We start from the raw sequence: 8,008 nt of genomic DNA, 5'->3' as shown, positions 1-8,008 counted from the left end.
CCACTGGCCGTCAAAGCCAGATCAATCATCCTTCCCGTGACACCTACCCCGGTACCGAGGCCTATCGCGCACTAAGACTGAAACCGGACCACTCAATAAGAGCAGGCCATGAGGATCCGGAAGCTGCGGTCATGTAAAACAAGATGCTTTTGCTGCAACCAGCAGGTACAAGTCTCCCTGTATCTTCATGGAAGACAATTTATGCGTAAGTCCTTCGACGATGATGAGAGCAGGGTAAACTATGTTACCTTTGATGCTCTGCGCGGCATCGCGGCACTTGCTGTCGTCCTTTACCACCTTCTGCCGGCCGCCGGCTTCATCCAAGCAATCCCGCGCGGCTATCTTGCAGTTGACTTGTTCTTCGTGCTCAGCGGCTACGTTATTGCTCAGGCTTACGGCGCGCGCCTACAGTCCGGGATGAGCCTCGGCAGATTTATGACGATTAGGCTCGTTCGGCTTTACCCGCTTTTTATCCTAGGACAGTTGCTTGGAGTGCTTGCACTCGCGGTGGCGGGACATGAGTTCGGTCTCCTGCTGATGGCTCTCGCGGCCGGCGCCGTTCTGGCGCCAATACCACTTACTGTAAACGAAGCCCCTTTGATTTTTCCGCTCAATGGCCCAGCTTGGTCGCTGTTCTTCGAATTGGCAGTCAACGTCGCCTTCGTGTTTCTGATCCCGCTCGGCTTTCGAAAAATGGTTGGGTTGTGCGCCCTAAGCGCTCTTGCCGTGTCGGCGGCGGCTGCAAAGTTCGGCAGCATGGATATGGGCTGGAACGTCTACAACTTCATTGGCGGGTTCCCCCGTGTAACCTTCTCGTTTTTGGCTGGTGCCATTTTGTTCCACCTCGCCGCCAGACCCAAAGATGGAAGTCTGATCCCGCTTATACTCATGATGGCTGTTCTGGCGGTTCTGAGTGTGACCGTGCAAGGGTGGTGGATCGATCTTTTCATTGTCCTCCTCGTGTTCCCTGCGGTCATTCTACTGGCGGCTGCATGGCAGCCTACAGGACGGATCAAGGCCGTTTCGAAACTCCTTGGAGGGATATCTTATCCCCTTTATATCATTCATGCTCCTCTCCTTCACCTCGGATCCGCGGTAATCCATCGCTGGAACCTCTCGACATTACAAAGTGGCCTTGCTTGGGCGGTCGTCTTCAGTTTGATCGTCATCCTGTCGCATGTTGTTATGTCCGCCTATGATCAGCCTATTCGGCGCGCACTTCATTCACTCAGCAAGAAGCAGAAACCCGCTCTATAAGTTGCCGACAGACGGATGGCACATCATGTGACAAGACCGGCACCCGCGAGGCGCAATGACAACACGCGTACTGGTTACTGGCGGTGCCAGCTTCATTGGCAGCCACCCGATGGATCGTCTTGTGAAGCAAAGAGAAGTCATCGTTCTGGATTGATCAGCCCCACTTTGGTGGTCCAGTTTGAAGTTAGTCCATGACCGGCCTCTGGTCCATCAGAACGATGATTTCCCGGGTCGGTGGTCGATAGTCCAGAGCGCTGTGCGAACTCTTGGTGTCGAAACCGGCCTTGATGTGACTGCTTCCGACGGCATCTGTGGCCACGTGCCGCCTGTGACACCGCCACGCCCCGATCCGTAACCCATCAGACAGCCTTTGTCTTGAACTCACCGCTGAACGTCCGTCCCCTCATATCCACTCTCCAGATCATGGGTCACGATCTTGTCTTCGTGTCCACAAAACCGGCAGAAGATCATGGAGCTCCTCTCCCAGCCAAGAAATGTTAGCCGAAAACTCCAGTTTCAAACGGTCCGGTTCTCAGGGGGCAGAGCAGTCAGGAGGAGCTACCCAACTCCTCATCAAAGGCGGTTAGTCTCCTTGCGGCCGGACGACTTTCTTGCGCCCGAACCCACGCCCTCACCCGCGCCACGACCCTTATGCATCCGGACTGGCGGAGACCGGCACAGAGATGGTGCAGTGCAGGCCGTCGGACATGAGGCGGAAAGTGGTCTTCGCCCCCAGCTGAAAGGGCAGCGCCTTTTCAATCAGCTCACGGCCCTGCCCCGTGTCCTGCCTTCCCGTCCCCGGGGCCGGCATCTCGACTCCCGTCTCGCGCCAGTCGATGTGCAGCCAAGGTTTGCCGCCTTCCCCGGCTGGCTCAAAGGCCCATTGAATCGCCAGATGTCCCGCCGGCTGGCTCAACGCGCCGTACTTCATGGCATTTGTGGCCAGCTCATGCAAACCCATGGCCAACATCTGGACAGTGGAGGAGCGCAGCCGCACTCCCTCCGGGCCGCCAAAAGTGACGCGCATGGCGCTGCCGTTCATGGCATTGACTTCCCCTCGCACGAGCACGTCGAAAGTCACGCGGTCATGCTCCTTCAGGCGCGACAACAAGCCTTGGGCACGGGCCAGCGCCTCCAGCCGGCTGCGGAAGCGATCACGGAAATCAGCAAGATCTTCGCTGGATTGGGCCGTTCTTTCGGAAATGGACCGGATGACCCCCAACAGGTTACGGGTGCGGTGCTGCAGCTCAGCGACAAGGACCTTCTGGTGGTTCTCCCACTCACGCCGCTCGGTCGTGTCGATCACAGCCCCAATCATACGGACAGGTTTCCCAGACGGATCATAGAAGTACCGCCCGCGCCCCTGGAGCCAGCGCACCGTGCCATCTGCGTGGAGGACGCGGAACTCGGCCTCGAAATCGTCCTGACCTGTCATGGCCCGGTTCAATTCTTCCTCCGTACGCATCAGATCATCGGGATGCACACGTTCGCGCCAAGCTGCATAGCTTGGGGACACTTCCCCTACACCGTATCCCTGCAGCCGGTAGTGCTCGTCCGACCAATGCGCCCGGCCGGTCAGAACGTTCCAGTCCCAAAGGCCGACCTTTCCCACCTCGACCGCGTTCCGCAGGCGCTCTTCGCTTTCGCGCAGGCGTTCCGCCGTCACGCGCCGTTCGGTGACATTGGTTCCAGCACCGAACCATTCCGTGATCTCGCCTTCTGCATTCAACAGCGGCACAGCACGCGACAGCACCCAGCCGATGCTGCCGTCGGCGAAGATCGCCTTGTGCTCCAGTTCGTAGAGGGACTTGGTGGCAATGGCCCGCTCGACCGCCGCAAGCACTGCAACGCGATCATCGAGAGGTACATATTTCTCGAGCCAATCGTCAGCCTCGGTGGTCTTTTCCATGCTCTCGCTGTCAAGCTGGTGCATGATGCTCCAGTCAGAGTTCATGCGATACACTGTGTAAGTGCCGGCCGACACAAGGGCCTGATACATCTGCCGGCTGCGACGCAGATCGGCTTCCTGTTGCTTGCGCTCAGTGATGTCATAGAACAGGACGCCCAAGCAGTTCCGGTTCGTCTTGCTGATGGGAAAGGCATAGCACTCGTACCACCTGCCCAAGGCGCTCGCTTCCTGTTCGAACCGTTCAGCCTTTCGTGTTTTTGCCACTCGCTCGAAAGCATCAAGCCATGCCTGTTCGATTCTGTCGGACAACTCCCGAAAGCGCAAACCCTCCGCGCTCGCCAGCCCGGTCTGTCTCTCGAATGCTGCATTCGTCTTCAGGAAGCGGCAATCGCTTGCACGGCCGTCCCTCCCAAAAAGGACCTCGATCACGCAAAAGCCTTTGTCGAGCTCCTCGAGCACGCTCTCGTCCAGGCCATACCCTTTATCCATCTTGCCCTCCGCATCGCCGCAAGGGGGTGATCGTAGGAACTCACGCTGCACTATGACTATCCGGACTGCGGCGTTTCTCGTCCGGCGGCGAGTGCCAATGCTGCTTCAACGCATGCCAGGATGTTCACAGGCTTCTCGAAATGAGGCACATGGTTGAAGCGATCAGGTATGACCTCCTTCTCGTAGCCGGTCGCAAACACGAAAGGGATCCCGCGTCGGACCAAGATATCGGCGAAAGGAAAAACGTCAGAGCTGCGCAGGTTCACGTCGAGAATGGCTGCGTCCGGGCCACCTCCATCTTGCAACAGGCCCACGGCTTCGGAAACTGATGCAACAGGTCCTGTTACCGTCCCACCATGGTCTTCCACCGCGGTGGCCATATCCATGGCGGTCCAATACTCGTCCTCGACAATCATGATACGGCAGCTCATGGACAATCTCCGACTGCGAGTGGCGCGCAACCATCAGCCAAAGCGCGCGTCTCCACCTGAAAAGGTCGCCTCCTCACGGTCAGACCGCCGCTTGGCCGGTGGAGCCCGCCGTGTCAGCGTTGCGTCCATTCCTTGATCTTAATCCCGCCCTGCCCCCAAAAGAAAGAACGAAAGACGAGAGCGCACGCAGCGCAAATGGACAGGACGTTCCTGCAGGAGTAACCTTCATACCATCTGGTCGCTGCACCACGGGGTCCCGGAGGCACACATGAGCTTCATCCATCCGGTTGCCGACGCCGATGCTGTCGGCTTGACAGCAGATCTTTATGCCAACGCCCGCCAAGCCCATGGCCGGGTGTTGAACCTGCACCGTGCCTTTGCGCATCTGCCCAGCTTCGTGCTGCACTTCGAGGCGATGACAGCCGAATTGAAAGCCACCATGGACACGCGCCGCTACGAACTGGTGACGCTCGCTGCAGCCTTGGCGCTTCGCAGTTCCTACTGCGCCCTGGCGCATGCGTCTGTCCTTCTGCGGGACGGGATGGAGGCCGACGAGCTTGCGCGCATTGCCGGCGATCGTCAGCAGGCGCATCTGAGCGATGTGGAACGGCAGCTCATGGCCTACGCGGAGGATATCGTTTGGGACGCTGCAGCCGTAGACGGTGATCGTGTCAATGATCTGCGCCAGCTTGGGCTGTCGGACAAGGAGATATCGGAAGCCGCTGCTGCGGCAGCCTTGCGCTGCTATTTTAGCAAGTATCTCGATGCCGTCGGCACAGAAGCCGATGCAGACTTCGCCGCCATGTCTCCCCTTCTGCGCCACCTGCTCGTCAGAGGCCGTGCCATCTCCGACACCTGACCCTTTGGCAAAGGTCGGGTCTCTGACGGCGTGCCGGAACGGAGGCAGGTCCCTCAGTCTGCTCGCGAAGGCGCCGGTACCGGACGGATTTCCATCGGGATGATGGCGATTTCTGTCACAGCAGGCTCCTGGCCGATCCGTTGCGCCAGCGCTTCCGCGTCAAATTGTCGGTCGCGCACCGCTACAAACAGCTTGTAGTGTCGATATCCGGAGACTCGATCCTGCTGCAACGACAGCGGACCGGCCCGCAGCCCTTGACGCGCGAGGAGTGCCTGGAGCCTGTTGGCGTCAAGAGGACTGTCAGCGCTGACCATCACCTCCAGCCGAAACTGTGGCCGCAGTGGCGCAAGCCCTTGCGCAATGCGCAGCAGCATCAGGACCAACAACGCGATGGTGGTCCCGATCACGCCCAGTTCCAGAAGACCTGTGCCAAAGGTGATGCCCAAGGCTGCCGTCAGCCAAAGAGATGCTGCAGTCGTCAGGCCGTGAACCGAAGCGCCCTCGCGAAAGATGACCCCGGCGCCCAGAAAGCCGATCCCGGTGAGGATGGCATGAGGCATACGGGACATATCTGAGACGATCTGGGTGCCCTCCGGCAGGTCAGCCGACCAATCGTCCATCAGCAGAGCCACCAAGGTCATGAGCGACGAGGAAAAGCAGACCAGCGTGTGCGTCCGCAAGCCGGCAGGTTTGCCGTTCACCTCTCGCTCTGCACCAATCAAAGCGCCGGCGATCAGGCTGCCAATGAGCGGAAGCAGGATTTCGGCATCACCAATGGTCGCAAGCAGTGTTTCGAAAGACATGATGTCAGTCCTTGGAAGGCGATAGCATGTCTTGCCTTCTGGATGACCTCGAAGGCAACTGCTCTTTTGGTCAGATATTGCGCCAGAAAAGGCCTTGAGCGGATCTTGAGATTCAAAGCGCGACTTCCTCGAGATCGACCGCATTCGGGGGGCCAACCTCTCATTGGCTGGGCGAACCTCATGAATGGGAGACAGAGCACATACATGTCCAGCACAGCCACAAGTTCCTAGCATCATCATTGAGGAAGTTTCTGCCAGTCACCCGCAGCGCAGCGTTCTGACATTCGTTGGCAAGTGCGTAGCCGGTTCCGCGGTCGGTGGTCGATCCATGGGGCAAGCAGCGGCTCTCGGCAGCTTGTCCTTCTCGCCGGCTTGCGAGGGCGAGGCTAGGTGTTGGTTAGATTATCCGCCTCCGAGGAGGCGTACTGTGTGCCTGGCATGAAGTAGGGAACCATGAAGATAACCTTCATCCCTCTGGCTTTGCACGTCCGCGGAGCCCTCGAGGAAAGTACCTGCCTTTTGAGAAAAGCACCGACCGCTTTCCGGATCGCGCCCACAGCAAAGGCCAAATCATGCGCGAACTGAGTTTCCTGCAGAGAGTTCATCGGAGGTCTGGGCCTCCCAAGAGCTTCGGCTCCCTCCATCAGCCGACAGCGACAGCCAGTGCGCCTAGCGCGTCAAAGCGGCCATTGCGTCCGTGACCGCGGCGTTCACGACCTCTGCATCTGTTTCATCCTTCTTAACAGTGAACCGAGCCTCGCGCTCACCTCTCTCACCAGGAAGGTCCAGTTTACGATCAACCGTAAGGGTCACGTCCACCAGAGCATCGTTCTGCACAAAAGAAACCTCCAATTCGTGGATGCGGCCTTGATGCTCTCCTTTTGGACGGAAGTCGAAATCCTGCCGGATGGGCGTGGCCCGTTGGGGGTGGTATTCGGCTTGCGCTTCGCTCAGGCGAAAGCCTTGTGCGGCGACGGAGTCCAGAACAGCCTTCATTTCCTTCGTGGGGAGAATGGTGACGGGATCAAGGTCCGTCGGGTCAACAGCCATTTCCAGGTCAAGTCGGGTGGTTATTGCGCTTCTTGTCGCTCCACCCGTCACAGGCGTGGTCAAGGGAACATCGATCACAAAGGGCAAGTCCTGCCTGGTCCGTGGCATGATACATCCCGGGCGAATGACGCCGAGCGCAATGCCCATCATCTTGGGGACTGACTCCCCATCCGTCATCTTGACAAGGCACGAAGTTTGAAGCTCCACGATGAGCCGATCACATGTCCAGTCGCTGGTTCCGCCGGTAATGACCACATGTCCCGTGATCTGCCCGCCGGGACACACCTCGTGCTTATCCAGAACCGTCTCTACCTTCAGACCGCCAACTCCCAGGCGCTCGAACATTTTGTTTAACAAGGTGCCTCCTCCCTTCAATGGTTGTCCGCGTTGAGCCCATCTGTGCCATGGACACATTAAGCACACAATGAGGCCCGGACAGGGCTGCGCCCTTTGCCCTCTCAACAAGCGTCAGGTGCCGACATTCCGGCCGTTCCTTCAGAAGCGCTGCGGCGCCCTCGGGAGAGCCGTCGAGGGAGCTATTGAATGGCCTCCACTTTGTTGCGAGGTAGCGGCAGGGTCAGGCTTTGTCATGCGGAGACGCTTGACCTTCCGGCCTTTGGACTGTCGCCGGGACGCCCGACCACCTGCCCAAGCAAGTCCGAAGGGCTGGAGTTTTCCGAACGCCTCACCCATGCTTCGGCAGGATACGGGGCATGGAGCCGCCCGGAATTGCGAGTTGATAATCTGGCCAAAGCATTCCGCGACTTCACTGCATAGCCAAGAACGTCTTCAACCGCGTCAGCGCCGATAGTCCGGACACCCTGCGCCTTGCGCTGACCGGCTGTAACCCGGAGTGCGACGGCTTCAAGGCGCAGAAGAAGGCTAAGAAAGCCTACGGCATGGAACGGCTGTTCCCGGATGCCAAATATCAGAAGGCATTGCTGGTTACCGCCGAAGCCAAAGCCCGAATCAACGCATGGGTGCCGATTGCTTCTGATCCTGATAAAGGGGCGACATGCACCGCTCCTTTTCCTCCTATTCGAAACGGAGAGCCTTTGATGCACCGATATGTGGCTACCGACTGGAACGGCACCACGTGGGCCGACCTTCACATTGAGCCGCTGGATTTCGACTACGCCCAACTGAGGTGCTCCTCATTCTCTGGACAGGATCTGGCGCTTTTCAAGCTCTCCTTTGCTCCTGCTGATCA

At 58.7% G+C, this 8,008-nt stretch carries 7 protein-coding genes; 3 read left to right on the top strand and 4 right to left on the bottom strand.

Going from position 1 to position 8,008, the window contains the following annotated elements; all coding sequences use genetic code 11:
• The first annotated feature begins 201 nt into the window (after nucleotides 1–201).
• Nucleotides 202–1,257 (top strand): acyltransferase family protein, encoded by a 1,056-nt coding sequence (locus ACLHHB_RS06210; RefSeq protein WP_410217410.1) that lies wholly within the window; start codon nucleotides 202–204, stop codon nucleotides 1,255–1,257.
• A gap of 649 nt (nucleotides 1,258–1,906) precedes the next feature.
• Here ACLHHB_RS06210 and ACLHHB_RS06205 read toward each other — a convergent pair.
• Entirely contained in the window at nucleotides 1,907–3,706 is a 1,800-nt protein-coding gene (locus ACLHHB_RS06205) for a PAS domain-containing protein (RefSeq protein WP_410217409.1), read from the bottom strand.
• Between the two features lie 5 nt (nucleotides 3,707–3,711).
• The gene (locus tag ACLHHB_RS06200) at nucleotides 3,712–4,086 is read right to left on the bottom strand and encodes a response regulator (protein WP_410217408.1); all 375 of its coding nucleotides are present in this window, start codon (nucleotides 4,084–4,086) and stop codon (nucleotides 3,712–3,714) included.
• Nucleotides 4,087–4,444: 358 nt separating this feature from the next.
• Between ACLHHB_RS06200 and ACLHHB_RS06195 the strand changes: the two genes are divergently transcribed.
• A complete protein-coding gene (locus tag ACLHHB_RS06195) occupies nucleotides 4,445–4,945 on the top strand; it encodes a carboxymuconolactone decarboxylase family protein (protein WP_410217407.1) in 501 nt (166 codons plus the stop codon).
• Between the two features lie 53 nt (nucleotides 4,946–4,998).
• Here ACLHHB_RS06195 and ACLHHB_RS06190 read toward each other — a convergent pair whose 3' ends face one another.
• Complete coding sequence (locus ACLHHB_RS06190; RefSeq protein ID WP_410217406.1) at nucleotides 4,999–5,892, bottom strand: MgtC/SapB family protein; 894 nt, start codon at nucleotides 5,890–5,892, stop codon at nucleotides 4,999–5,001.
• Between the two features lie 525 nt (nucleotides 5,893–6,417).
• Complete coding sequence (locus ACLHHB_RS06185; protein ID WP_410217405.1) at nucleotides 6,418–7,155, bottom strand: sporulation protein; 738 nt, start codon at nucleotides 7,153–7,155, stop codon at nucleotides 6,418–6,420.
• A 542-nt stretch (nucleotides 7,156–7,697) separates the two neighbouring features.
• On the opposite strand from ACLHHB_RS06185, the gene ACLHHB_RS06180 reads away from it, so the two are divergent.
• On the top strand, nucleotides 7,698–8,008 hold a 311-nt coding region (locus ACLHHB_RS06180), incomplete at its 3' end, for a hypothetical protein (RefSeq protein WP_410217404.1).

Source organism: Paracoccus sp. (in: a-proteobacteria) (assembly GCF_046462195.1).
GTDB lineage: Bacteria > Pseudomonadota > Alphaproteobacteria > Rhodobacterales > Rhodobacteraceae > Paracoccus.
Note: the sequence above shows the minus strand (reverse complement) of the source record. Positions and strands in the feature narration are given on the sequence as shown.

Excerpts from the sequence above, each read along its gene's own strand:
- ACLHHB_RS06210 (WP_410217410.1), top strand. The coding sequence starts at position 202 with ATGCGTAAGTCCTTCGACGATGATGAGAGCAGGGTAAACTATGTTACC.
- ACLHHB_RS06190 (WP_410217406.1), bottom strand. The coding sequence starts at position 5,892 with ATGCGGTCGATCTCGAGGAAGTCGCGCTTTGAATCTCAAGATCCGCTC.
- ACLHHB_RS06200 (WP_410217408.1), bottom strand. The coding sequence starts at position 4,086 with ATGAGCTGCCGTATCATGATTGTCGAGGACGAGTATTGGACCGCCATG.